The 24466-nt window shown below is 75.0% G+C and carries 18 protein-coding genes; 5 read left to right on the top strand and 13 right to left on the bottom strand.

The window, feature by feature from the left end; all coding sequences use genetic code 11:
• Positions 1 to 3 precede the first annotated feature (3 nt).
• From AB0947_RS08220 to AB0947_RS08210, 3 genes are read right to left on the bottom strand one after another with little or no spacing between them, the layout of a single operon-like run.
• Entirely contained in the window at positions 4 to 1038 is a 1035-nt protein-coding gene (locus tag AB0947_RS08220; protein ID WP_366749452.1) for a MoxR family ATPase, read from the bottom strand.
• Positions 1039 to 1081: 43 nt separating this feature from the next.
• Positions 1082 to 2881 carry a trypsin-like peptidase domain-containing protein gene (locus AB0947_RS08215; protein WP_366749451.1) on the bottom strand — a complete coding sequence of 600 codons (1800 nt, stop codon included), beginning with the start codon at positions 2879 to 2881 and terminating at the stop codon, positions 1082 to 1084.
• Entirely contained in the window at positions 2881 to 3378 is a 498-nt protein-coding gene (locus AB0947_RS08210; protein WP_366749449.1) for a CU044_2847 family protein, read from the bottom strand. The genes AB0947_RS08215 and AB0947_RS08210 overlap by 1 nt, the downstream gene beginning before the upstream one ends.
• 179 nt (positions 3379 to 3557) lie before the next feature.
• On the opposite strand from AB0947_RS08210, the gene AB0947_RS08205 reads away from it, so the two are divergent.
• On the top strand, positions 3558 to 7169 hold the full coding sequence (locus AB0947_RS08205; protein ID WP_366749448.1) for a S8 family serine peptidase: 3612 nt from the start codon (positions 3558 to 3560) through the stop codon (positions 7167 to 7169).
• Here AB0947_RS08205 and AB0947_RS08200 read toward each other — a convergent pair.
• From AB0947_RS08200 to AB0947_RS08190, 3 genes are all read right to left on the bottom strand, one after another.
• Complete coding sequence (locus tag AB0947_RS08200) at positions 7144 to 8535, bottom strand: carboxyl transferase domain-containing protein (protein ID WP_366749447.1); 1392 nt, start codon at positions 8533 to 8535, stop codon at positions 7144 to 7146. The genes AB0947_RS08205 and AB0947_RS08200 overlap by 26 nt on opposite strands.
• A complete protein-coding gene (locus tag AB0947_RS08195; RefSeq protein WP_366749446.1) occupies positions 8528 to 10012 on the bottom strand; it encodes an acyl-CoA synthetase in 1485 nt (494 codons plus the stop codon). The genes AB0947_RS08200 and AB0947_RS08195 overlap by 8 nt, the downstream gene beginning before the upstream one ends.
• A 103-nt stretch (positions 10013 to 10115) precedes the next feature.
• Entirely contained in the window at positions 10116 to 11213 is a 1098-nt protein-coding gene (locus AB0947_RS08190) for a MerR family transcriptional regulator (protein ID WP_366749580.1), read from the bottom strand.
• A 145-nt stretch (positions 11214 to 11358) separates the two neighbouring features.
• On the opposite strand from AB0947_RS08190, the gene AB0947_RS08185 reads away from it, so the two are divergent.
• The gene (locus AB0947_RS08185) at positions 11359 to 12258 is read left to right on the top strand and encodes a hypothetical protein (RefSeq protein ID WP_366749445.1); all 900 of its coding nucleotides are present in this window, start codon (positions 11359 to 11361) and stop codon (positions 12256 to 12258) included.
• Positions 12259 to 12275: 17 nt separating this feature from the next.
• Here the strand turns inward: AB0947_RS08185 and AB0947_RS08180 are convergent, their stop codons facing one another.
• Positions 12276 to 12833, bottom strand: coding sequence for a hypothetical protein (locus AB0947_RS08180; RefSeq protein WP_366749444.1), 558 nt, complete (start codon positions 12831 to 12833; stop codon positions 12276 to 12278).
• Between the two features lie 140 nt (positions 12834 to 12973).
• On the opposite strand from AB0947_RS08180, the gene AB0947_RS08175 reads away from it, so the two are divergent.
• Both AB0947_RS08175 and AB0947_RS08170 read left to right on the top strand, forming a co-directional pair.
• Complete coding sequence (locus tag AB0947_RS08175) at positions 12974 to 13747, top strand: IclR family transcriptional regulator (protein ID WP_366749443.1); 774 nt, start codon at positions 12974 to 12976, stop codon at positions 13745 to 13747.
• On the top strand, positions 13744 to 14589 hold the full coding sequence (locus AB0947_RS08170) for an SMP-30/gluconolactonase/LRE family protein (protein ID WP_366749442.1): 846 nt from the start codon (positions 13744 to 13746) through the stop codon (positions 14587 to 14589). Before AB0947_RS08175 ends, AB0947_RS08170 begins: the two co-directional genes overlap by 4 nt.
• Before the next feature lie 36 nt (positions 14590 to 14625).
• Here the strand turns inward: AB0947_RS08170 and AB0947_RS08165 are convergent, their stop codons facing one another.
• The 4 genes from AB0947_RS08165 to AB0947_RS08150 all read right to left on the bottom strand — a co-directional run bounded on the left by AB0947_RS08165 (position 14626) and on the right by AB0947_RS08150 (position 20964).
• A complete protein-coding gene (locus tag AB0947_RS08165) occupies positions 14626 to 16020 on the bottom strand; it encodes an FAD-dependent oxidoreductase (protein ID WP_366749441.1) in 1395 nt (464 codons plus the stop codon).
• Complete coding sequence (locus tag AB0947_RS08160; RefSeq protein WP_366749439.1) at positions 16013 to 17242, bottom strand: MAB_1171c family putative transporter; 1230 nt, start codon at positions 17240 to 17242, stop codon at positions 16013 to 16015. Before AB0947_RS08160 ends, AB0947_RS08165 begins: the two co-directional genes overlap by 8 nt.
• Complete coding sequence (locus AB0947_RS08155) at positions 17239 to 17871, bottom strand: toxin-antitoxin system, toxin component family protein (RefSeq protein ID WP_366749438.1); 633 nt, start codon at positions 17869 to 17871, stop codon at positions 17239 to 17241. The genes AB0947_RS08160 and AB0947_RS08155 overlap by 4 nt, the downstream gene beginning before the upstream one ends.
• Before the next feature lie 138 nt (positions 17872 to 18009).
• Entirely contained in the window at positions 18010 to 20964 is a 2955-nt protein-coding gene (locus AB0947_RS08150) for a beta-galactosidase (RefSeq protein WP_366749436.1), read from the bottom strand.
• Between the two features lie 266 nt (positions 20965 to 21230).
• On the opposite strand from AB0947_RS08150, the gene AB0947_RS08145 reads away from it, so the two are divergent.
• Positions 21231 to 21455, top strand: a complete 225-nt coding sequence (locus AB0947_RS08145) for a hypothetical protein (RefSeq protein WP_366749435.1) — start codon at positions 21231 to 21233, stop codon at positions 21453 to 21455.
• Between the two features lie 102 nt (positions 21456 to 21557).
• Here the strand turns inward: AB0947_RS08145 and AB0947_RS08140 are convergent, their stop codons facing one another.
• Entirely contained in the window at positions 21558 to 23192 is a 1635-nt protein-coding gene (locus AB0947_RS08140) for a histidinol-phosphate transaminase (protein WP_366749434.1), read from the bottom strand.
• Positions 23193 to 23294: 102 nt separating this feature from the next.
• The gene (locus tag AB0947_RS08135; RefSeq protein ID WP_366749433.1) at positions 23295 to 24443 is read right to left on the bottom strand and encodes an aldose epimerase family protein; all 1149 of its coding nucleotides are present in this window, start codon (positions 24441 to 24443) and stop codon (positions 23295 to 23297) included.
• Positions 24444 to 24466: the final 23 nt, after the last annotated feature.

The raw sequence follows: 24466 nt of genomic DNA, 5'->3' as shown, positions 1-24466 counted from the left end.
CCGTCAGAAGACGTCGGACGGCGCGGTCTGCCCCAGGTACGGCATCAGCTGTTCGGCGAGCCGGTCGAGGGAATCGGCGTCCAGGTCGGCGGAGCGGGCCAGGTAGATCGCGTTGAGGAGCTGGTCCGTGGCCAGGTCGCCGGTGCCCGCGCGGGACAGGAACCGGTCGATCAGGGTGCGCGCGTGGGCGTCGGGTTCGCCCAGGTGGGCGCGGACGATCTCGGCGAGCCGGCGGTCGTCGGGCTGCCGCAGACGCAGGGTGACGCAGCGGCGCAGGAAGGCGGGCGGGAACTCGCGCTCGCCGTTGCTGGTGAGGACGACGAAGGGGAAGGCCCGGCAGCGGACCCGCCCGCGTGCCACCGGGACCCGCTCGTCGGTGCCGTCGGCCAGCACCTCGGCGACGCCGTCCGGCGCGTGCCGCGCGGCACGCACCAGCTCGGGGATCTCGTACTGGCCCTCCTCCAGCACGTTCAGCAGGTCGTTGGGCAGGTCGAGGTCGCTCTTGTCGATCTCGTCGATGAGCAGCGCGCGGGGCCGGGCGTACGGCAGGAGGGCGGTGCCGAGCGGCCCCAGGCGCAGATGGTCCTCGATGCCCGACCGGTTGTCCGCGCCCTCGGCCCCGCCCTGCCGGGCGGCCTCCTGCCGGGCCGCGTACAGCCGCGAGAGCGGGTCGTACTGGTAGAGGCCGTCGTGGAGCGTGCTGCGGCTGGTGATGTTCCAGCGCAGCACCGGGCCGAGCCGCAGCTCACGGGCGACCGCGTACGCGAGCGAGGACTTGCCGGTGCCGGGCGGGCCGGTGACCAGCAGCGGGCGGCGCAGATACAGGGCCGCGTTGACCAGCTGGACCGTCTCCGCGGTGGCCTGGTACGTCTCGGCGCGGTGCGTGCGGTCGGGGGAGACGGCGGAGGCGTCTGCGGACGCGTCCGGCGACGGGAGCGCCGGCCCGCCGTCGAAGTCCCGCCAGGGCGGCGGCGGGGGCAGCTCGGTGATGCCGTCGTGCGGCGCGTTCGTACCGGTGTAGACGGGCCACAGGGGCATGGGCTCTTCTTCTCCGTGGGGGGTGGTCCGGTCGGGCGGTGGGTCAGTCGACGGGCGAGTGCAGGCTCGCGGTGGTCCCGGGGAAGCAGCGCGGGTCGTCCCAGAGCAGCTGGAGGTCTCTCGCCCAGTGCAGCTCCGGCTCGTCGGCGGCGTCCGCGGTCAGCCGCAACGACAGCACGTGGCGCGGGAGTTCGGCGGGCGGCACCCCGGCGACCGAGGCGGCGAGCCGGTCGAGGAAGGCGGTGCCGGGGCAGGGCGCAGCCGCGGGGGCGGTGTCCGCGCGGGGTGGATCCGCGACGCCGGGGCCCGGGGAAGCGGCGGACCCGGCGCGGGGGCAGGGCGCGTCCTCGTGGGCGGCGCAGGGGGAGCCGGTGCGCGGCCACAGCAGGATCGGGACGGGCACGGTGAGACCGACCTCGAAGTGCTGCCGTGCCGCCGCGGGCGGGGCCGCGTAACCCGCCACCCCGGCGTCGCCGTCCCAGAGCCGTTTGCGCAGGCCCGGCGGCCGCTCCCGGGTGCCGCACTCGACCCGGTGCACCTCGACCCCGCCGCCGGAGTCCAGCTTCTGCCACTTCTTGCGCAGCTGGTGGCGCAGCCGGCCGCTGTGGTGGCGCGCCCGGTCGGTCACCACGAGGGGGTAGGCGCAGCCGAGCGGCGTGCTGTCGTCCGCGCCGCACTCCCAGTGCGCCACCGCCTCGTTGAGCCACTCGCGCGGCAGGACGAACGTCACCAGCTCGTCCGCGTCGGGGGCGAGGTGGGCGACGGCCTCGTCGATGCGGCTCTGGACGTAGGCCCGCACCCCGGTGCGCGGCAGCCTGCGGGCGCCCACCGGCCGGCGCCGCCCGTCGCGGTACGCGGACACCTCCACGGTCACCTGGTCGGGACCGGCGCCGCTGTGGTCGATCTCCACGACGACCGGGGACCAGGCGGGAGCCGCCGGCGTGCCGGCCGGGGCCGGGGCGTCCGGGGCCGGGGCCGCCGGGGTCCGTAACGCCGTCTCCGCGTCCAGCAGTTCCAGCAGCCGGTCGGCGAACCTGCCCACCGCCCGCGGATCGGGGACCTCCCACTGCACGTAGGCGGCGGCGGCCCACAGCGAGGGGAAGCCGCCCGGGGGCAGCGGCGGCCCGAAGGCGCCCACCGCGTCCACGTACAGCCGGTTCGGGTCGCCCACCCGGCCGGCGGCGGCCACGGCCCGGCGCAGCAGGGCGTACAGCCGCCCGCGGGCGTCGTCCGAGCCGGGCGCGGGCACCAGTTCGCCGAGCTCGGGCCAGTACCGGGCCAGCACGTCCGGTGTCAGCATCCGGCCCTTGCGCACGTCCGGCGACGACCCCACGGCCGCGGTGACCATCCCCGCCACCCTGCCGTCCGGGAGCGTCGCCGCCGCCCCGCTGAACCCGTCCACGAGCGGCTGCCCGTGCCCCTGCCACGCCACCAGCTCCAGCCACTCCCCGGCGATCAACTGGCCGGAGACGGCCTGGCACTCGGCGAGCGTGCCCTCGTCGTAGCCCTCGGGGAAGCCGTACGCGACCAGCCGCGGGTACGGCTCGGTGTACGCGGCGTCGGGCGGGGCGAAGCCGGCCGGGGCGAGCGGGACGTCACGGTCCAGTTCGAGCACGGCGACATCGCCGGGGTCGGTGACCCCGCCCGCCCAGCCGCCGTGGGCGACGACCGAGGCGGACAGCACGCCCAGCTCCCTGGCGTGCGGGAAGGTGACGGTCACCGCCGCCGCCTCGCTCCGCCTGACGACGTGGGCGCAGGTGAGCAGCCGGCGGCCGGTGACCAGGAAGCCCGCCCCGACCGCGTCGCCGCAGGCGATCCGGGCCTGCCAGGCAGCAGCGCGCATCACCGGTCGGCGGACTCCGGGCCGGGCACGGTCCGGTCGGGTGTGGCCTGGCCGGGCAGGGCCGGCGGTGACGCGTGCTGCGCGGACGCGGCCCGCGCGGGCGGGTTCTGTGCCGCGGCGGCCTGGTCCGGCACCTGCCCGGGGGACCAGCTGAGCTTGACGACGAGATGGCCCTCCGCCGACCCCTTCGCGATGACGGCCCCGGCCTCGGCGGACAGCCGCACACCGAACTCGATCTCCACCGCGTCCGGGCACAGGCTGCCGTCCCGGAAGACCCGCAGCGCGGACGCGGCGGCCGCCCGTACGCCGTCGAGCGCTCCCTCGAAGGTGCGCGCGGCCTGCGCCGGTCCGTCGCCGCGCGAGACGAGGCGGGCTCCCGACCGGGTGCCCGCGGCACCCTCCACCACGACGAGCGCGCCGTCCTCGGTCCTGAACTCCACCAATTCGTCCACGGTGACGCTCGCTCCCCCGTCGTACCCGACCAGTGACCACCCCATGTTACGGACGGTGCAGCGGGAGTCACACACACGGCGCCGATGGGCGTGACGTGTTCCGGGGCTGGCGAGAACCCGCCAGGGCGCCTTTCCGTCAGTACCGGCCAACTCCCTTACGGCAACCGGCACATCACACTCGTCCCAGCACGCGACGCACTCGGCACACACGAGAAGAGGCGTGGATGAGGACAGGACCAGTCAGACGCGGGGCCGCCCTGCTCGCCGCGGCGCTGGTGAGCGCCCTGCTCCCGGCCGGCCCGGCGGTCGCGGCGCCGCGCCCCCAGGGCCCCGGGGCGAGCGCCGCCACCACCGTCACCCTCGTCACCGGCGACAAGGTGACCGTCACCGACCTCGGGCACGGCAGACAGACCGTCACCGTGCGCCGGCCCGTGGGCGCCACCGGCGCCGTGCGGACACAGCGCGGCAACGGCCACCTCACCGTCGTACCGGACGAGGCGCTGCCGTATCTGCGGGCCGGCACCCTGGACCGGCGGCTGTTCGACGTCAGCGGGCTGATCCGGCAGGGGCTCACCGACGCCGGGAGCGACGCCCTGCCGCTGATCGTCACCTACGACCGGAACGCGCGGGCCGCGACCCCGGCCGGCGCCGAGCGGACCCGTGCGCTGCCCAGCCTGCGCGGCGCCGCCGTGGAGGCCGGCAGAGGGCGCGCCTTCTGGCGGTCGTTCACCCGGACGCCCGGCATCGACAAGGTGTGGCTCGACGGGCGGGTGAAGGCCGAACTCGCCGAGAGCAACGCCCAGATCGGCACGGCGGCGGCCTGGGACGCGGGGCTGACCGGCAAGGGCGTCACCGTCGCCGTCCTGGACACCGGCGCCGACCTCGGCCACCCCGACCTCGTGGACCGGGTGAGCGCCGCCAAGAGCTTCGTCGACGGCCAGGACGTCGCCGACCGCAACGGCCACGGCACCCACGTCACCTCCACCGTCGGCGGCAGCGGCGCCGCCTCCGACGGCAAGGAGAAGGGGGTGGCGCCGGGCGCGGCCCTCGCCGTCGGCAAGGTGCTCGGTGACCAGGGCTCGGGCAGCGAGTCCCAGATCATCGCCGGGATGGAGTGGGCGGCACGGGACGTGCACGCCCGGATCGTCTCCATGAGCCTCGGCACCACGGAGGCGAGCGACGGCACCGACCCCATGGCGCAGGCGGTGGACATCCTCTCCCGGGAGACGGGCGCGCTGTTCGTCGTCGCCGCCGGCAACACCGGCGCCCCCTCCTCCATCGGCTCACCGGGCGCCGCCGACGCCGCGCTGACCGTCGGTGCCGTCGACTCCGCCGACCAGGCCGCCTGGTTCAGCTCCGCCGGACCCCGGTACGGCGACAACGCCCTCAAACCCGATCTCGCCGCCCCCGGCGTGGACATCCTCGCCGCCCGCTCCGGGCTCACCGGCGGCACCGGCCCCTACACCTCCATGAGCGGTACCTCCATGGCCACCCCGCAGGTCGCGGGGGTCGCGGCACTGCTCGCCGAGCGGCACCCGGACTGGACCGGCGCGCGGCTGAAGGACGCGCTGATGTCCAGCTCGGCACAGCTCGACGCCTCCGCCTACACGCTGGGCGCGGGCCGGGTGAGCGTGCCGGACGCGGTGCGCGCGACGGTGACCGCCACCGGCAGCGCCGACCTCGGCTTCCATCGCTGGCCGTACGAGACGGACCAGCCGGTCACCCGGACCGTCACCTACACCAACTCCACCGGCTCGCCCGCCGAGTTGCGGCTGTCGGTGCGGGGCGCCCCGGACGGCGTCGCCCGCCTCGCCGACGACCGTCTCACCGTGCCCGCCCACGGCACGGCGTCCACCACCGTCACCGGCGACGCCTCCACGGCGCCGGTCGGCGACACCAGCGGGCAGATCGTGGCCACCGACCCGGCCGGCGCCACGGTCGCGCACACCGTGTTCGGGCTGGTCAAGGAGGAGGAGCGGTACACGCTCACCGTCCACGTCAAGGACCGGTCGGGCGCACCCGCCGCCGCCGACCTCACCGTGCAGCGGCTCGCCGAGGGCGCGGACGCCGAACCCGCCCGCGTCGGCGACTCGGGCACGCTCCGGCTGCGTCTGGAACCCGGCACCTACTCCCTCGCCACCTTCCTCGACGTGCCCGGCGGCCACGGCGCCGACTCCCTCGGCCTCGGCTTCCTCACCGCCCCCGAGATCACCCTCGACCGGGACCGCGACGTCACCCTGGACGGCCGCACCCTGCGGGAGGTCCGCGCGGACGTGGACCGGCGCACCGAGACCCGCCAGCTCGTCATGGAGTACGACCGGAACGCGAACGGCGCCGACCTGTTCGGCGCGGTCCAGGTGCCCCTCGCCTACGACAGCGTCTTCGCCGCGCCCACCCCAAAGGTCACACAGGGCACCTTCGAGTACCGGACCGTGTGGCGGCTGGCCAAGCCGCGGCTGGAGGTCGAGGGCGTCGGCGAGGCCACCGTCCAGCCGGGCGGCACCCTCACCGCGGGCCGCACCCGGCTGCCGCTGGTGGACGTCGGCGACGGGCCCGTCACCGGGGTGTCCGGCAAGGCCGTCCTCGCCCGCCTCGCCCCCGGCGCCGACCCCGCCGCGCTCGCGCGGGCCGCGCAGGACGCGGGCGCCCGGGCGCTGTTCGTCACGGACGACGCGCCCGGCCGGCTGATGGCCTGGTGGGGCACCGACGACAACGCCGACCGGCCCCTGCTGATCGCCACCGTCGATCAGGCGGACGCGGCGCGCCTCAGGGCGGCGGGCCGGGCGGACATGACCGGCACCACCGACTCGCCGTACGTGTACGACCTCTCCGAGGGCCACCGCGGAGCCATCCCCGACCGGGACCTCACGTACGCGCCCGGCGCCCGGCGACTGGCCGCCGTGCACGTCACGTTCCACGCCCCAGGGCCGCAGGGCGGCGACGAGTTCCGGTACTCGATCACCGGCGCCTTCCCGGTCGGCCTCGGCTTCCGGGAGCGCGTCGCCCTGCCCGCCGAGCGCACCGACTACGTCTCCACCGGCCCCGGCCAGCTGTGGCACGAGTCCGTCACCGCCGGCGGCGGCGCCCTGGAGGAGCGCGGCGGGCTCGTCCGCTACGACGGCGGGACCCGGCCGGAGCTGCACTGGTTCCGCCCGGTGTGGCACCCCTGGCTGGGCACCGGACTCGGCTGGGGGCAGCAGCGCGCCGGGAACCGGATCCAGGTGAACGTGCCCGGCTGGGGCGACTCCGGGCCCGACCACACCGGCTTCGGCGACGCGTGGAGCGAGGACAGCGGAATGCGCCAGACCACCTCCGTCCGGCTCGACGGCCGCCCGGTCGACGAGAACACCGGCTCCGCCGCCTACGTCTGGGACGCGCCCGCCGACGAGCACACGTACCAGGTCGTCACCGACACCGCCCTGGACGCCGGCCGGTGGCCGCTCGCCACCCGGGGCCGCACCGAGTGGACCTTCCGCTCGGCGGCCACCCCGGAGGACCACTGGACGTACCTGCCGCTGATCAACCTCGCCTACGACCTCGACACCGACCTCGCCGGTGCCGTGCGCGGCGGGCGGCGCGTACCGGTCGCGATCGGCGCCGCGTACGTGGCGCACGCCTCGGGCACCGGCAGGCTCGGCGGCGGCCGCCTTGAAGTGTCGTACGACGACGGCACGACCTGGCGGACGGTCCCCCTGAGCACCGGCCGGGACACCTCCTGGCGCGGCACGCTCACCGTGCCGCGCGGCGCGTCCTCCGTCTCGCTGCGGGCCTCGGCCCAGGACGACAAGGGGTCGGCGGTGACGCAGGAGATCATTCGGGCGGTGGCGGTCCGGTGACGCCCCCGGGCGCGGACGTGCCGACGATGCCCCGGACCACGCCCAGCTCCACCAGGTCCCGGGGACGCACACGGAGCTGGTCCGCGGTCGAACGGACCCGCTCCGGCGGGCGTTTCAGGATGGCGGCCGCCAGTTCCGGCGCGATCACCGAGAAGTAACTGTCCGGCGTCGCCCAGGTGTTGCCGGGCGCGGCCAGCGCGAGGGCGCCGCCGGAGCCGCCCTCGCCGATGACGAGGGTGGTGATCGGTACCCGGGCCGCGGCCACCGCGCCGAACACCTCGGCGACGGCCGCGCCGACGCCCTGCCGCTCGGCCTCCGCGTCGTTCGCGGCACCCGGAGTGTCCACCAGCGTCAGCACGGGGACGCCGAGCCGGTCCGCCAGCCGGATCAGCCGGGCGGCGGTGCGGTACCCGGCCGGGCGGGTCGCCGTGCCGGTCTGCGCCGCGTACGCCACGGTACGGCCGTCCCGCTCACCGAACCCGCACAGCATCCCGCCGGGGTCGGCACCCCCGCACCGGTCACCGCTGATCGGCAGCCGGTCGTCGAAGTAGGCGTCCAGATAGGCCCGCGCCCGCGGCCGTCCGGCGGCCCGCGCCCGCTCGACGGCCTCCCACCCGGTCGCGGCCGGCCCGCCCGGTCCGAGCGCGTCCGGCACGGGGGCGGGCTCGGGCGGCGTGGCCCCCGCCCCGCGCCCGGCCAGCAGCCGCAGCCACCTCCCCAGCACCCCCTTCAGCTCGGCCGGTGCGACGATCGCGTCCGCCGAGCCCGCCGCCAGCTGGGACTCCGCCGTGTACGCGGACGGGTCGGCGTCCGGCGGGCGGACCCGGGAGCCGGCGAAGCCGACCTGGGCGCCGGGGAGGGCGAGGACGACGTCCGCGCCCGCGCCGAGGGTGGCCCAGCCGCCGCCGGTCGTCGGGTCCCGCAGGACCGCGATCTGCGGCAGGCCGGCCGCACGGGTGAGCGCGGACTGCCGGGCCACCCGCTGGAGCTGGGTGAGCGCGACCATGCCCTCCTGCATCCGGCTGCCCCCGGTCGCGATCAACGGCACGACGGGCAGCCGGTGCGCGCGGGCATGGGTGTACGCCGCCTCCAGCCGGTCCCCGGTGCGCTCGCCCAGCGAGCCGCCCAGGAAACCGAACTCGAAGGCGATCAGGACGGCCCGGGTGCCCGCGACGCGCGCGGTGCCGCAGACCACCGACTCCCGCTCGCCGGTGCGGGCGGCGGCACGGGCGCGGGAGGCGTCGTAACCCTCCCAGCCGAGGGGGCCGTCCTGCGGTGACTCCCGGGGCGGCGCGGCGAGTTCGCGGAAACTGTCCGGGTCCGCCGTCAGCGCCACCGTCTCCCGTGCCGTGAGCCGCTCAGGCATCGGCCAGGGCCCGCTTCATGATCTTCCCCATGTCGTTGCGGGGCAGCGCCCGGAGGTAGCGGACGACCCGGGGGCGCTTGTGCGGGGCCAGCCGCCGGGCCACGTGGTCCGCCAGTTCCTCGGCTCCCGGCGGACTCGCCGCGTCCGCCGGGACGATCCAGGCCACGATCCGTTCGCCCAGGTCGGCGTCCGGCTCCCCGGTGACCGCCGCCTCCCGCACCCCCGGGTGCTCCAGCAGCGCGTTCTCGATCTCACCGGCCCCGATCTTGTACCCGCCGCTCTTGATCAGGTCGGTGGCCTTGCGGCCGACGATGCGGACGTAGCCGTCGCCCTCGCGCACGGCCATGTCCCCGGTGCGGAACCAGCCGTCGGCGGTGAACGCGGCGACGGTGGCGTCGGGCCGGTTCAGGTACTCGGTGAACAGGTTCGGGCCGCGCACCTGGATCTCCCCGACGCTCTCCCCGTCGTACGCGGTGATCTCCGTACCGTCCTCCTCCACCAGCCGCAGCTCCACGCCCGGCAGCGGCACCCCGACCGTCCCGGGCCGGGCCTCCCCGTCGGCCCGCACGGCGGTGTTCATGAGCGTCTCCGTCATGCCGTACCGCTCGATCACCCGGCGTCCGGTCGCCGCCGCGATCCGCTCGTGGTCGTGGACCGGCAGCGCGGCCGAGCCCGAGACCAGCAGCCGGGCCCCGGCGAGCGCCCCGGCCAGCTCCGGGTCGCCGGGCAGCGCCTCCGCGATCCGGTGGTACATCGTCGGCACCCCGAACACCATGGTCGCGCCCGCGGCCAGCTCCCGGGCCACGCCCTCGGGGGAGAAGCGACCCAGGTGCCGCACCGAGCCGCCGCGCCGCAGCGGGCCCAGGACGCCCAGCACCAGTCCGTGCACATGGAACAGCGGCAGCCCGTGCACCAGCACGTCGTCGCCGGTCCACCGCCAGGCGTCGGCGAGCGCGTCCAGGGTGGCGGCGAGGGCCCGGCGGGGGAGGACCGCGCCCTTGGGCGGGCCGGTGGTGCCGGAGGTGTAGACGATCAGCGCCGGGTCGCCGTCCTCGGCGCGCTCCTCCGGGACGGCACCGGTGGCGGACGCGTCGACGTCGATCCGCGGCACGTCGCCGAACACGGACGGCAGGTGCGTGCCGGGCGCGGCGAGCACGAGCGACGGCGCGCTGTCGGACAGGATGTGCGCCAGTTCCTTCTCGCCCGACTTGGGGTTGAGCGGCACGGCGGCCACCCCGGCGAGCAGCGCGCCGGTCACCGCGACGGCGGTCTCCAGCTCCGCGGTGGCCCACACGGCGACCCGGCCGGAGCCCTCGATCCGCGCGGCGAGGGCACCCGCGGCGCCCGCCAGCCCGCCGTACGTCAGGGTCCGTGGCCCGAACCGCAGGGCGACCCTCCCCCGGACGTCGTCCGGGGGGACCCCCCTCTCGCTGCGCTCGCCTGGACCGTCCGTCAGAGCGGGGAAGAGGGAGGACACGCGGCGCACTCCTTACTGTCGGGCGGTGCCGACTGCCGGGGACGACAGCACCCTTCCTACACCAGGACCCGTGTCCGTACCGTGCCGTGCCGTACGGCCCGTGCTAGCCGACGGGGGCGGACGGGCGGGCGGCCACCACTACATCGGCCACGACGCAGCTGACGTTGTCGGGACCGCCCGCCGTGTTGGCCGCGTCGATCAGGGTCCGTACGACGTCCTCCGGGCCGGACCCGGCGGCCAGCAGCTCCTTGATCAGCGCGTCGGGGACGACCCGGGTCAGCCCGTCCGAGCACACCAGGTACCGGTCACCGTCCCGGGCCTCCCGCACCCGCAGGTCCGGCACCGCAGGCGCACCGGGGGCGCCCAGCGCCTTCAGCAGCAGGGCCCGCTGCGGATGACTCTCGGCCTCCTCCTCCGTCAGCCGTCCCTCGTCGATCAGCGACTGGACCACGCTGTGGTCGTGGGTGATGCGGAACAGCCCGCCGTCCCGCAGCAGATACGCCCGCGAGTCCCCGATGTGCACGAGGGCCAGCTTCGAGCCCGTCCACAGCAGCGCGGTGAGCGTGGTCCCGCTCTCCCCGGCGTCCTCGGCCCCGGCCCGTGCGAGGGCCTTCACGGCCTCGTCCGCCCCGCGCACCGCCTCCTCCAGCAGGTTCAGCACACTGCCGGCGGCCGGTTCCTCCGCCTCGTCCAGGAACCTCAGGGCCGCCACGGCGGCATGGCTCGCGGGCGCCCCCGCCGGGCCGCAGCCGTCGGCGACGGCCAGCAGCCTGCGGCCCGCGTACACGGTGTCCTGGTTGGCCGGGCGGACGTGCCCGCGGTCCGAACGGGCCGCGTAACGCAGTTCCAGCATGGTGTGTCTCCCTCTCGACTCGGCGGTCAACTCCTCGACGAGGAACGCGGCGAGGTCCCGGCGCACGGCCGTCTCCGCCTCCACCCGCGCCCAGTACGCCCGGATCTCCCGGGCCGCGTCCGCCGCGTCCAGCGCGCACACCGCCCGTATCTGCGTCAGGGGCATGCCCAGGCGGCGCAGCCAGGCCACGAGCCGGGCCCGTTCCAGCTGGGCGAGGGCGTAGTAGCGGTAGCCGGTGTCCGGGTCGACCCGGGCGGGCGGCAGCAGGTCCAGTTCGTCGTACAGGCGCAGGGCCTTCGGTGACAGCCGGCTCGCCTTCGCGAACGCCCCGATGGTCAGCAGTTCCATGCGCACCTCGCGCGTCTCGTCGTCCGGCACCGATGCTGGGGCCTGACCGAAGGGGAAGGTCAACAGGGGTGTCCCGGTTCCCGCGCCGCTTGTTAGCCTCACAGCCGCACCGACCGTCGAACCCGCGTACGACAGGGAGTCCGCCGTGCCCCGCATAGCCCTCGCCACCTACGACCCCGGAGCCGGGCCGGGCAAGGACACCGACCTGCCGGCGCTGGTGCGGGCGCTCGCGGACGCCGGTGCCGAGGCGGAGGCCCGGCACTGGGACGACCCGGCGGTGGACTGGGGCGGGTACGACCTGGTCGTCATCCGCTCCACCTGGGACTACAGCTGGCGGGCCACCGAGTTCGCCGCCTGGGTGGAGCGGGTCGGCGCGCTGACCCGGCTGGCCAACCCGGCCCCGGTGGTGCGCTGGAACGCCGACAAGCGGTACCTCGGGGAGCTGGCGGCGGCCGGCGTGCCCACCGTCCCCACCCGCTACCTGGCCCCCGGCGAGCCGGCCGACCTGCCGGCCGGGCACGAGTTCGTGATCAAGCCGACCTCGGGCGCGGGCGCCCGGTTCGCGGCCCGCTACACGCCCGCCGAGCACGACACGGCGGTACGGCACCTGGCGCGGATGCACGCGGAGGGCTTCACCGCTATGGTGCAGCCGTACATGCCGGGCATCGACGTGCGCGGTGAGCGGGCGCTGCAGTTCTTCGGCGGGCGGCTGCTGCACGCCAGCCGCAAGGGAGCCGTGCTCTCACCCGGCACCCCGTACGACGCCGACAAGGTGGCCCACCCCGACCTGGAGCGCTGGCAGCCCACGGAGGCCGAACTCGCCGTCGCCGCGAAGGCGTTGGCGGCCGTGCCCGGTGCGCACGGGCTGCTGTACGCGCGCGTGGACCTGGTGGACGGCGAGGACGGCGAGCCCCGTCTGATGGAACTGGAGCTGGTGGAGCCGAACTTGTTCCTGTGGCTGCACCCGGACTCGCTGCCGCGCGTGACGCGGGCGGTCCTCGCGGCGGCCGGGGGTGCGGCCCCGGCCGCCCCGGCGATCGCCTGACCCCGCACGCTCGGCGCTCACGGGAGGACGGCCGTCCGCTGGAGCAGCCCCCAGGTGAACTCGGCGACCACCTGCCGCCGTACGCCGTCGCGGTCGGGGGCGGTGAGGGCCAGCCCCCACCGGGTGGGAGCGGTGCCCTCCAGCTGACGGACGGGGGCGAAGGCGCGGGCGGCCTCGTCCACCGTGCAGGACCAGGGGGCCAGGTCCTCCAGCGTGCGCAGCTCCGGCGCCGGGGCGCCCGGCGCCCGCACCAGCCACTCGTTCCAGACCCCGCCGTCCGGCCCGACGAGCACCTCGAAGCGCAGGGCGGGCCAGAGCGGCAGGGCCCACCGCCGGGCCTCGCAGTCGGCGTCGCCCAGCCGGCGGGGCACCACGGACTCCGGTGCGCCGAGGACGGAGCGGTAACGGGCGGCCGCGCCCCGGGACCGCCGTGAGCGGACCATGGCCTGCCACCGCTTGTTGGCCTCCCGCATGTCCGCGATCGAGGCACCCAGCCGGCGCCGGGCGTCCTCCACGAGGTCCGGGTTGTGGTCGGCCATGCGGCGCAGCAGGACCAGCTGGAAGTCGAGATCCATGGTGTCCATGGTGCCCGTGATCACAGGGGTCGTTCCCGACCCATTGCCCGCGCCCCCCACCATGACTAGCCTGTGTTCGTCATGCCGATCGTCTGTTGAAATCTCGAACGCAGACGCCAGACCAAGGGAGGGGGCCGGACGTGGGACGCCTCGTGCCTGCCGTGACCCGGGCTCTCGACATTCTTGAGCTGTTCCTCGACGGGGACGGGACGCTCTCCGCCCCCGACATCGTGCGCAGGCTCCAGCTGCCCCGCACCACCGTGCACGAGCTGGTCACCACGCTCGCCGCCCGGTCGTACATCGTGCAGGTGCCCGGACAGCCCGGACGGTACCGGCTCGGCGTACGCCCGTACCAGCTCGGCAGCCGCTACGCCGAGCAGCTCGACCTCGCCGCCGAGGGCCAGCAGGTGGCCCGCTCCGTCGCCGAGACCTGCGACGAGACGGTGCACGTCGCCATCCTGGAGGGCACCGACGTCATCTACATCGCCAAGGTCGACTCCACGCACGCGGTCCGCATGGTCTCCGCCGCCGGCCGCCGGCTGCCCGCCCACTGCACCTCCGTCGGCAAGATGCTGCTGGCCTCGCTGCCCGAACCGGAGCTGACCGCGCGGATGCCCGACGGCACCGAACTGGCCGGGATGACCCCGAACAGCATCACCGACCCGGCCGTCCTGCGCGAGGTCCTCGCGGACATCCGGCAGCGCGGGATCGCCGTGGAGAACCGCGAGTCCAACCCGGACGTCTCCTGCGTGGCCGCGCCGGTCCGCGACCGCACCGGACAGGTCGTGGCCGCGCTGTCCATCTCCGTGCCGATGATCCGCTGGAGCGACGAGCGCCGGGCGGAGCTGGAGCAACTGGCCGCGAAGGGCGCGGCGGAACTGTCGGAGCGGCTGGGCCACCGGAGCGCGGCATGACGGCGTACGAGGTCGCGGTGCGGGCGGAGGCCGCACTCGGCGAGGGACCCACCTGGGACCCGGCGACGGGCCGGCTGCTCTGGCTGGACATCCTGGGCGCGCGCCTGCACACCTACGACCCCTCCTCCGGCCGGCGCACGATCCGTACGGCACCGCAGCACATCGGCGCGGCCAAGCCCCGGGCGGGCGGCGGCCTGGTGCTCAACCTGCGGGACGGCGTGGGCCTGCTGGACCCCGACGACACGTTCCGCTGGCTGCACCACGAGCCGGTCGCCGGGCGCCGCGCGAACGACGCGGCGGTGGCGCCCGACGGGTCGCTGTGGGCGGGCACGATGCGGTACGACGAGGCGCCCGGCGGGGGCACGCTGTCCCGGCTGACGGGGGACGGCGCCGTGCGCACGGTGCTGCCGGACGTCACGGTCAGCAACGGCACGGGCTGGAGCCCCGACGGCCGTCTGATGTACTACGTCGACACCCCCACCCGGCGCGTCGACGTCTTCGACCACGACGCGGACGGCATCCATGAGCGCCGCACGCTGGTGGAGATCGAGGAGGGCGCGGGCTTTCCGGACGGGCTGACCGTCGACGCGGAGGGCTGCGTGTGGGTGGCGCTGTGGGACGGGGGAGCGGTGCGCCGCTACACGCCCGCCGGCGAGCTGGACCGGGTGATCACCTTGCCGGCTCCCCGCACCACGGCCTGCGCGTTCGGCGGCACCGCCCTGACCGACCTCTACATCACCACGGCCCGCACGGGCCTGCCGCCCTCGGACCCCCTGTCCGGCTCCCTGCTCGTGGTGCCGGACGCCGGAAAGGGCCTGCCCCAACCGGCGTTCGAGGGCTGAGCCCCACGCGGGGCCGACCGCGTTCCCCACCGTGCCCTACAACCCCGCGGACCGCCGCTCCTCCGCAGTCAACGGCGGAGCGGCGAGCGCCGGTTTCAAGGGCCCCGCCACCGCCGCCACCACCACACTCGGCGCCAGCAGCACCTCCGCCCCGCGCTCCAGCGCCGTCACGCCGGTCACCCGCCGGGCCACGCGCCCGTTTCCCGTGGCGGTCCGCAGCAGACGGCCGACGTACGCGGCCAGCACCCGGTCCCGCAGCGTCGGCCCCTCCTCGGTCGCGCCGGGATAGAACACGTCCGCGCCGACGGCGAGATCCCATGCCGTCCGGACGGTCCGCCCGACCGCCCGCTGCGCCTGCCGGGCCAGTCCCACGCTCCCCAGCCCCCGACGCCGTACCACGTCCCGCACGGCCAGCGCCGAGCGCGCGGCCACCGCCATGCCGTGCCCGTACACCGGGTTCAGCGCGCACACCGCGTCGCCGACGACCACGAAGTTCTCCGGCCACACCGGCATCCGCTCGAAGAAGTGGCGCCGGTTCGCCGTGGTCCGCGTGACCGCGACCTCGCCGAGCGGCTCCGCGCCCCCGCCCAGCAGCTCCCCGATCAGCGGATGCCGCAGCCCGGCACGGGCGTAGCGCTCGAAGTCCGCGGCGCACGAGGGCGGTTCGTCACCGCGGCCCCCGAACAGCGTGACGATCCACTTGCCGTCCTCCACCGGCATCAGCACGCCCCCGCGCCCGGTCCCGGAACCCCGCGGATCGGGCTCGATGTTGACGACCGGGAAGCCGGCCCGCGCCGCCGCCGGCGCCCGGTACAGCCGGCTGGCGTACACCAGCCCGGAGTCGACCTCCCGCCGCTCGGCCGCGGGCAGCCCCAGCCCGGTCAGCCACCGCGCCGCCCGCGAGCCGCGCCCGGTCGCGTCCACGACCAGGCCGGCCGTCAGCGTCCGCTCCGCGCTGTCGTGGGCGCGGATGCGCACCCCCGTCACCGCGCCGCCCGTACCGGTGAGCCCGGCCGCCTCGGCCCGCTCCACCAGCGAGATCCGCCCGTCGGCCAGCACCAGCTCCCGTACCACCCAGTCCAGCAGGTCCCGGCTCGCCGGCAGCATGAACGCGGACTCGGCCCAGCGCCGGTACCACCCGTACGGGGACAGCGCCACCATGTCCGTGGTCATCGGCACCCGGCTCACCCCGGCCGCGCGCAACCGCCCGATCGCCCCGGGCAGCAGTTCCTCCAGCGCCCGCGCCCCGCCCGACCACAGCTGGTGCACATGCCGGGCCTGCGGCAGCCCCTTGCGGGGCGCGGGCCCGTCGGGCAGCGCGTCCCGCTCGACCACCGTCACCCGGGCGCCGACGGCCGCCAGGGCGCGGGCCGTGAGCAGGCCGGCGAGGGAGCCGCCGAGGACGACGGCGGTGGGTCTGTCCTCATTCATGAACGGCAACGCTCTCCGCTGGGACGGCCGTACGCGCGCGCACCGCCGCGATGTCGTCGGGTCGGCGGAGGGCCCGGGAGACGGCCCCGATCTCCTGGAGCAGGTTCGTGGTGTCCGGCCCGGCGGCCGGCTCGGGCGGCTCCGGCGTACGGGCCCTGGTCTCGACGGCGTCGAGGATGCACACCGCGGCCGCCAGCGCGCGGGCCCGCTCCGGCGGGTGGCCGAGGCCCAGCGCGGCGTCGTGGGCGCGCCGGCCGAGCCCGGTGTCGATGTGCCGGGCCAGCGGCAGCAGCACGTCCCGGATGAACGTCTCGCGCCGGGTGAGCCGGAGTTCGGGCGTGGCGCGCAGCACGAACGGCACCCCTTCGCCGTTCGCCGCGCGCATCAGCTGGTACAGGGGCCGCAGTTCGCGGTGGGCGAGCCGGAGGCGCCAGCGGTCGTGCAGGTACTGGCCGGCGTGCGGCAGGATGAAGCCGACGGCGATGAGGATGGCGGAGAGCGCGGCCACGGGCGGGGCCAGATTGGTGCTCAGCCAGTCCAGGTCCCGGCCGAACCAGCGGGCGACGACGGCGATCAGCTTCACCGCGTCGAAGATCAGGTTCAGCACGTAGCCGGCGCCCAGCAGCTTCAGGCCCCAGCGCAGCCAGGCGTCCAGGCCCTCGGTGCGCACCCAGTTCCAGATCAGCCGGGAGGTGATCAGGCAGGCCACGGCGTGCGCGACGAGGTAGAGCAGGATCTCCTCGCGCATGAACGGGGTGGTGGCGTAGTGGGTGTCCAGGTCCCGCAGCCGCTCCTCGGGGGCGTCGGCGAGCAGGAACAGCACCCACAGGGCGACGATCACCCCCGAGTACACCGAGATCACCCAGCGCATGGCGCGGCGGGTGGCGGCCGAGCGGTCGGACAGGCCGTTGCGCCAGGTGATGATGAGCAGCAGGCAGGAGCCGCAGAACGCGGTGATCAGCGAGTAGCACCAGGGCGCCGAGATGTTGGGCACGCCGGTCAGCCGGTTGACCCAGGCGATGGTGGACGGGGTGCAGAACACGAACACCGCGCAGGCCAGCAGCAGCAGTCCGCCGACCGCGCGCAGCAGCGGGTCCCGCCACAGCCGGATGATGCTGGGCAGCTTGATCACCAGGGCGGCGGTGAGCACGGCGGTGGGGATCCAGAAGGAGATGTAGAACTCGCCGAGGAATCCCGAGGGGTTCAGCGCCAGCCGGGTCACCGTGCCGTGCCTCCGCGTCCTCGGTATCCGAGGGACCGCTGCACCGGGTCCGGCGGGCCGGTGCGGGTCCCTTCGAGGTGGCCCCGGAACAGGGTGGCCAGGCGGTGCCCGAAGTCGTCGGCCTCGGCCTCGTCGGTCTCCCGGGAGCCGTCGCGGGCGGCCACGGTGAGGGCCGCCTCCCGCCAGCCGGGCGTGTCGGTGAGGGCCCGGGCGGCGGCGGCCCCGGCCAGGTGGTGGTGCCGGTGCCCGGCGTGCAGGTGCCACAGCTCGTGCCCGAGGATGACCAGCTGCTGCACGGCCTCGGCCCGCTCCTCCACGATGACCAGGTCGAAGTCGGCGAACTCGACCCACAGACCGGTGACTTCGATCTCGTCCGGGAAGCGTTCGAAGCGCAGCTGCACCGGACGGCCGCCCCGCAGCGCGCTCATCTCCTCGCACAGCGCCCGGCACAGCGCCCGTGTCCCGGCGGGTGGTTCGGGCCGGGCGCGGACGGCGGAGGCGAGGTCGCCGGCCAGGGCGCGCATCGCCGCGCCGGAGCCGGGGAGCCGTGTGCGGGCCGGGCCGGAGCGCCGGCGGCGCAGTCGTGAGGCCAGGCGTGCCGCCCGCTCCCGCGCGCCCCCGAAACTCATCTGTCTCCCTTCCCACCGCCGATTACGGCTGGTCCGAGCGTACGCGCCTGGATGTGTGCGCGTCATGCGATCCGGCGGCTGTCGTTCAACAAGGAACCACCTCGATCGCCGTACGGGAACCGCCGTCCTGGAACGTGGTCAGACCGGCGTGACCGGCACACCGCCCGACGCCCTGCCGAGCAGGGTCAGCCGCACCGACCCGGGGCCCGACAGCGTGGTGAACTCCGTAAGGACCGCCAGCGCCAGGGTGTTGGCGCCCCGGGTGCGCAGGATGCCGTTCGGCAGGACGAAGGTGTGCTGCGGGCCGACGTTGTTGATGTACTGACCCAGGTTCCAGCCGTTGAGGAAGATCTGCGCGCGGTAGGCGCGGTACGGGTCGTCGTCCAGGGTCAGGCCGACCGACGCGTCGACGCCGGCCGGCACCGACAGCCGGAACGTCGTCCGGTACCAGGTCACGCCCTGGTACCGCGCCGCGCGCGGCAAGGTCACCCGCTCCCAGTCCCGGTCCCGGAAGCCGGGCAGGTGCCAGCCCTCCCGCTCGCCGTACAGGCCGCCGTTGTTCATCGGCCCGCGCACGGGGTCGGCGGGGCCGGCGCCCTGGATGCGCCACCGCACCTTCGGCGAGGCCCCCTTGAAGGTGACCGCCGTCAGGCCCCGCGCCGCCTTGTGGGTGTCGAGCGCCTTGCCGTCCTGGTCGTGCGCCATGCGCCGGACGAGGACCGACAGAACGTGCCGGCCGGGGGAGCGCAGCCGCTCCCGCACCGGGAAGACCGCCGTCTGCGCCCAGCTGCCCTTGCGGATGGTCACGTCCTTGTCCGGTACCGGCATCCGGTGCGTGCCCAGCGGCTCGCCGTCCAGCCAGGCCATCAGCAGGCCCTGCGTGCCGGTGCTGTAGGCGAGCGAGACCTCCTCGACACCGGTGGTGCCGGCCAGTTCGCCCCGGTACCAGACGTCCCCGTAGTGGAAGCCGTAGTCGTCCGCGAAGAGGACCGGCTGTCCGTCCGGGACCGCCGTGGTGCTGTACGACGACGTCCTGTCCGCCACCTTCCACGACGAGTCGTCGAAGCTCGGGCCCGCTTCCGGGTTCTCCCTGCGCATCCGCCAGCCGCCCAGCTCCGGCAGCCGCACCTCGGGCACGTCCGGCAGCATCCCGGTGGTCAGCAGGCTGCCGGAGAGCGTGGCCCGGGTGGGCAGCTTCCGCCCGTTCCAGACCAGGGTGTCGATCCCGCGCGGGCCCCACACCTCCATGCCGGTCCGCTCGACGACGTCACCGGTCAGGTGGACCTCGGAGCCGCGCAGCTCCGCGTGCCGCAGCAGCGCCGGGCCGTAGACGAGGAGGGTCCCGGACGGGGTGTCGTAGGGGAAGAGGCGTACGGCGGTGGCGTCGTCGGCGAAGAGCAGCAGCAGCGGGGTGTCCGTCTCGCCCTTGCGCACCAGCACCCGGGTCAGCCCGTCCTGGCCGAGGGGGGCGTTCACATGGAGTTCGTTCCGGTCGTACGCCCAGCCGGCCTCCGGGTCCAGCCGCTGCACGGAGGGCTCTTCCGGGCACTTCAGCACCAGCTCGGCCATCTCCTCGCGCCGCCCGGCGAACACGGCGATGTCCTGCCGGCCCGCCGTCAGGACCGTCATGGGCGCGACGGTGGCGTACTTCAGCGTCCGCCTGCCCAGCGGCAGCCCGGTGGTGAGCAGCTTGGCGTCCTTGCCGGGCACGGTGATCCGCAGCGTGCCGGCGTCGGTGGGCAGTTCGGTGGTGACCGGGTCGGCGCCGTCGTTGCGGGCGACGTACACGTGGGTGCCGGTGTCCGGGTTGGTCAGGTGGTAGACCTTCAGCCCGTCGGCCCGCACGTCCGCCGCCCGGTCCAGCTTCGCGAAGTCGGGCACGCGCTGGAGCAGATGGCCGAGCTGGTGCATCGGCGCGATCTTGTCCGTGACGTTCCGGCCTTCGTCGATGGCGGCGCCGTAGTCGTACGACGTGTAGACGACCGGCGCGGGCAGCCAGCCCCATGACGTCCCCCCGAACGTCATGTACACGTTGTGCAGGGTGAGCCCGTTGGCGAGGTTGGTCAGGTAGAAGCGCCGCTCGTACGCGGCGTCCCGGGTGCGCCGCGACTCGGCGTACCCCTTGCCGTCGAACCACGCCCCGCCCCACGGATCGAACCAGCCGCCCCCGAACTCGGGCACGAAGCCGGGCGTGTCGGGGGAGGCGGTGGCCCCGCCCTCGGCCCCGCCGGGACCGTAGTGCCCCCAGTCCGGCGGGGTCTGCTTCGGCGACGGATACCCGTCGAACCCGTACAGCCAGCCGCCCCTCTCCCCGCCGGTGTCGAACGACCCCGGCACCCAGTACCCGTTGCGCCCCTTGTCGTTGTGGAACAACGGGACGTCGATCCCGTCGCCGCGCACCTTCCGGTACAGGTGGGACATGTAGTTCCGCCCGGTGGCCTCGTCCACATGGGCGTCGTACTCGTTCTCGATCTGGTACAGCAGGACCGTGCCGTCGCCCTGTGTGAACAGGTGCCGGCGGGCGATCCGGTTCACCCGGGTCAGCCACTCGTCCACGTGCGCCAGGTAGACCGGGTCGTCGGTCCGTGCCGTGCCCCTCGTCGCCGTCAGCCAGCCGGGGAAGCCCCCGCCGTCGACCTCGGCGTTGATGTAGGGGCCGGGGCGCAGGATGACGTACAGCCCGGTCTCGGCGGCCGTGCGCAGGAACAGGTCCAGGTCCCGGACGCCGCTGAAGTCGTACGCGCCGGGCGCGGGGGAGTGGTAGTTCCAGGCCACGTAGACGCTCACGGCGTTGTAGCCGTGCGCCCGCATCTTCTGCAGCACGTCCCGCCACAGGGACGGGCTCGGCAGCCGGAACGGGTGCATCTCGCCGGACCACACCGCCAGCCGCCGCCCGTCCACGAGCAGCGAGTACCGGTCGTACCCGATGGTGTGCCGCTCGCCGTCGGCGCTCGGCGGCAGCGGCGCCGGACCGGTCGGCGCGCTGCTGCCCGCGTACGCGGACGGCGCCCCGGGGCCGCCGCTGCCGCCCAGGGCGAGACCGAGCGCGGCGGAGCCGGCCAGGGCACTGAAGGTACGTCTGCTGAGCGCCAAGGTGGGTCCTCCCGGGCGGTACTTACGGGGGCGCGGTCCGGCCATTCTCCCCACGGACCCACCCCCGCGACGGACCCATGAGGATCGCGGCGCGGGCGGACTACGCGGTACGGGCGGTACGGGGCTGGCCGTACGGCAGGGTAACGGCCCCGTGAAGGCAGGAGAAATCGCCACCGTGCCGGAGCTCCCGCACACGTTCCCGCAAGGGAACCCGTTAGGCGGAACGCCGGTCCCCCGGCCGGCGCACCGGCGGGTATCCCCCGCCCGTGTCCGTCGTTAGGGCAGGCATGATCAAGGAACTCGCCTGTGTCACCGTCCTGACGGCCGCCCTGCTGGCCTCCGCCGCCACCGCCGAGGCAGGCACGCGCCCCGCGCCGCCCGCCGCTGTCCCCGGCGCCTCCCTCCTCGACGGCGTCCTCGGCGCCCTGGAGATCGGCCACCCGGTCACGTCGCTCAAGACGGTCCTCCCCACGGGTGTCCGGGGCGAGTGAACGACACGGCCACCGCGCGCCGCGCGCACGGCGGGAGGACGTGAGAACCCCGGTGTGGACGGCCGGAGTTCACTCTCCCGGCTGGACGGGGCTCCTTGTGTGTCAGACGGCCGCTTGGCCCGTCCCCGCCGCGTTCGGCCAGCTCTGGGCGTTGGGCCAGCCCGTCGCGGGGGCCGGGGTCAGGCCGGCCGCCGGGGCCGGAGCCGTCATCCCGCGGACCTGGGCGGCGGTGAGCCCGCCCCGGGCCGGGACCCCGGGCGGGGTGGGAGCGACGGCCGCGGCGGGCGCGAGCGGCGCGGGCGGTGCGGGCGCGGGGACCATCGGTGCCGGTACGGGAGCCGGTACCGGGGTGGGGACCGGTGGTACGGCAGCCGGTGCGGGCAGCACGGCCGCCGCCGGAGCGGCCGGGGCCGGTGGCGGGGCTGCCGCCGGCATCGGCATCCCGCCGCCGGGCGGGGCCACGGCGGCGGGGAGCGGCATGCCGGTGCCGGCGGCCGGTGCGGGGCCGGACGCGGTCAGCCGCATCCCGGCCCCGTTGGTCTCGCTGACCAGCCGGTCGACCGCCGCCGTACCCGAGCTGTAGCCGGTCCCGGTGCCCGGCTCGGGTACGGCGGCTCCCCTCCCGGACCCGTAGAGCACCTGTTCCAGGCCGGACACCAGGCGACGCACGTCGACCTGGGGGCGCACCACGAGCCGCAGGAAGCGGCTGGAGGATCCGATCTTGTTGCCGCACTCGCGGACCAGGACCCGGTGCTCGGTGAGCATCCGGTCCCGCACCACCGTGCCCTCGGCGCCGAGGGGCAGGCGCACGAAGAGGAAGTTGCCCTGGGAGGGGTAGACGGTGAGGCCGGGGAGCGCCGAGAGGTGGCTGGCCATCTCCAGGCGGTCGCGGCGGACCTGCGTCAGGCTCCGCGCGTACTCGGCGCCGTGCTCCTTCAGCATGAACACCACGTGCTCGGCGAAGGAGTTGAGGTTCCACTTCGGCAGCATGGAGCGGACCTTGCCCGCGAGCGCCGGGTTGGCGACGAGGTAGCCGAAGCGGATGCCGTGCAGGCCGAAGTTCTTGCCGAGGCTGCGCAGGACGATCACGTTGGGGCGGAGCATGGCCTCCTGGACGACGCTCGGCTCGGCCTCCGCGTCGGCGAACTCCAGGAAGGACTCGTCCACGATCACCAGGTCGAGGTCCGCCATGGCGTCCAGGAACTGCACGATCTGCTGCCGGCGCAGAAAGCCGCCGTCGGGGTTGTTGGGGTTGCAGACCACGGCCACCCGGGTGCCGCGGGCGCGGATGAACTCGGCGTACCGGCCGAGGTCCAGGGCGAAGTCGTTCGCCTCCTGGAGGGGGAACATGTCGACCCGCTTGCCGGTCTCCATCGGCTGGTCGGTCCAGCGGCCGAAGGTGGGCACGGGGACGGCCAGGGACTCGCGGACCAGCAGGTGGTCGATCCAGGTGATCAGCTCCGTGGAGCCGTTGCCCATCGCCACGCACTGCGGCGGGAGCCGGAGCAGGTCGCACAGCTCCGCGGTGACGGTGTCGGCGCCGCTCGGGTAGTACGTGACGATCTCGCGCAGCCGGCCCGCCAGCTCCTCGAACATGGCGGGCGTCGGGAAGTACGGATTGCACGGAATGCAGAAGTCCACCGGGCCGGTCCCGTCGCCGCCCTCCCGCGTCAGCGCCGCCATGGAGGGGCTGTGCGCGGCGGTGCCGCGGAACAACGAGGTGACGTTGCCGGCCAAGGGAACCTCCGTCGAAGGGTGGCCCGTGCGGGGGAGCACGGGCCGCCCTTCGATACGGAGGGGACGGCAGTGGTGTTCAACTCACCGCCGGTGTGAGCCGGTTCACGCCCCGAAGGTGTGCAGGGTCGACGTCCGGTACGTCTGCCCCGGCCGCAGCACCGTCGACGGGAAGTTCGCGTGGTTCGGCGAGTCCGGGAAGTGCTGCGTCTCCAGGCACAGCGCGTCGCCCTGCCGGTAGGTGCGGCCGCCGGTGCCGGTGAGCGTCCCGTCGAGGAAGTTGCCGGAGTAGAACTGCAGGCCCGGCTGGTCGGTGGCGATCTTCAGGGTGCGCCCGGAGCGCGGGTCGCGCAGGGTGGCGACGTGCTCGGGCCTCGCGGTGATCCCCTTGTCCAGGACCCAGTTGTGGTCGTACCCCTTGGCCAGCACCTGCTGCTCGTGGCCCGCCCGGATGTCCCGGCCGACGGGCTTGGCGCGCCGGAAGTCGAACGGGGTGCCCGCGACCCCGGCCAGCTCGCCGGTGGGGATCAGGCCGGAGTCGGTCGGGGTGTAGCGGGAGGCGGCGATCGTGAGTTCGTGGTCCTCGATCGTGCCGCTGCCCTCGCCGGCCAGGTTCCAGTAGACGTGGCTGGTGAGGTTGACGACGGTGGCCTTGTCGGTGGTGGCCGCGTAGTCGATGCGCCAGTCGCCGTGCCGGGTGAGGGTGTACGTGACCGTCGCCCGCAGCGTGCCCGGGTAGCCCATCTCGCCGTCGACGCTGGTGTAGTGCAGGCGCAGCCCGACGTCGGAGCCCTTGGCGAACGGCTCGACGTCCCACACGTGCTTGTCGAAGCCCTGGGCGCCGCCGTGCAGGTGGTTGGCGCCGTCGTTCACGGAGAGCTGGTACGCCGTGCCGTCCAGCGTGAACTGGCCCTTGCCGATGCGGTTGCCGTACCGGCCGATCAGCGCGCCGAAGTACGGGCTCTTGGCCACGTAGTCGGCGATGTCGTCGAAGCCGGCCACGACGTCGGCGTACCGGCCGTGCCGGTCGGGCAGTTCCAGGCTCTGGACGATGCCGCCGTAGGACAGCACCCTCAGCCGGGTGCCGCCGTTCTCCAGCGACCAGCGGTACACCTTCGTGCCGTCGGCGAGGGTGCCGAAGGGCTCCTTCACCGGCTTCCTTCCCGAGGCGGCCTCGGCGGTGCCGCCGAGGGTGGTGGCGGCGATGCCCGCCGCGGCTGCTCCCGCGATGACCGTGCGTCTGTTCAGTTCCATGGGTGCGGCTCCGTTGTCTGGGC

This window comes from Streptomyces sp. NPDC047841, from assembly GCF_040704085.1.
GTDB classification, from domain to species: Bacteria; Actinomycetota; Actinomycetes; order Streptomycetales; family Streptomycetaceae; genus Streptomyces; species Streptomyces argyrophylli.
This window is presented reverse-complemented; position numbering and strand designations above follow the sequence as displayed.